The sequence below is a fragment of the Curtobacterium sp. MMLR14_002 genome (assembly GCF_001864975.1).
GTDB lineage: Bacteria > Actinomycetota > Actinomycetes > Actinomycetales > Microbacteriaceae > Curtobacterium > Curtobacterium flaccumfaciens.
Genome location: NZ_MJGT01000080.1, coordinates 2,480 through 2,778, shown reverse-complemented (window position 1 = coordinate 2,778; position 299 = coordinate 2,480). Strand labels below are relative to the sequence as shown.

Sequence of the window (299 nt, the reverse complement as noted above, 5' to 3'; positions counted from 1 at the left end):
ACGGGCCTCCTGTCCGTCTCCTGGTTCTGGGGTACGCTTGTGGCCGACTTCTGCGCAGTTCCACCCCGCAGGAGCGACTCATCTGAATACGGAGGCACCTCGGTGAAGATCGATCTCGCAGTCCTGCGACTCATGGAGCGCGAGCGGGAGATCCCGTTCGACGAGCTCGTCCAGATCATCGAATCTGCCATCCTGACCGCCTACCAGAAGCACGCCGACGAGAACGGCGAGCCGGCCCACGCGCAGTCGCGTGTGGAGCTCGACCGCAAGTCCGGCGAGGTCAGCGTCTACGTCCCCGA

Annotated in this window: 1 protein-coding gene; it reads left to right on the top strand. The window is 64.5% G+C overall.

All coding sequences use genetic code 11. From position 1 onward, the window contains the following. Positions 1-102: 102 nt before the first annotated feature. Positions 103-299, top strand: a 197-nt coding sequence (locus BIU91_RS18250; RefSeq protein WP_290439509.1) for a NusA N-terminal domain-containing protein, incomplete at its 3' end; no start/stop codon positions are given.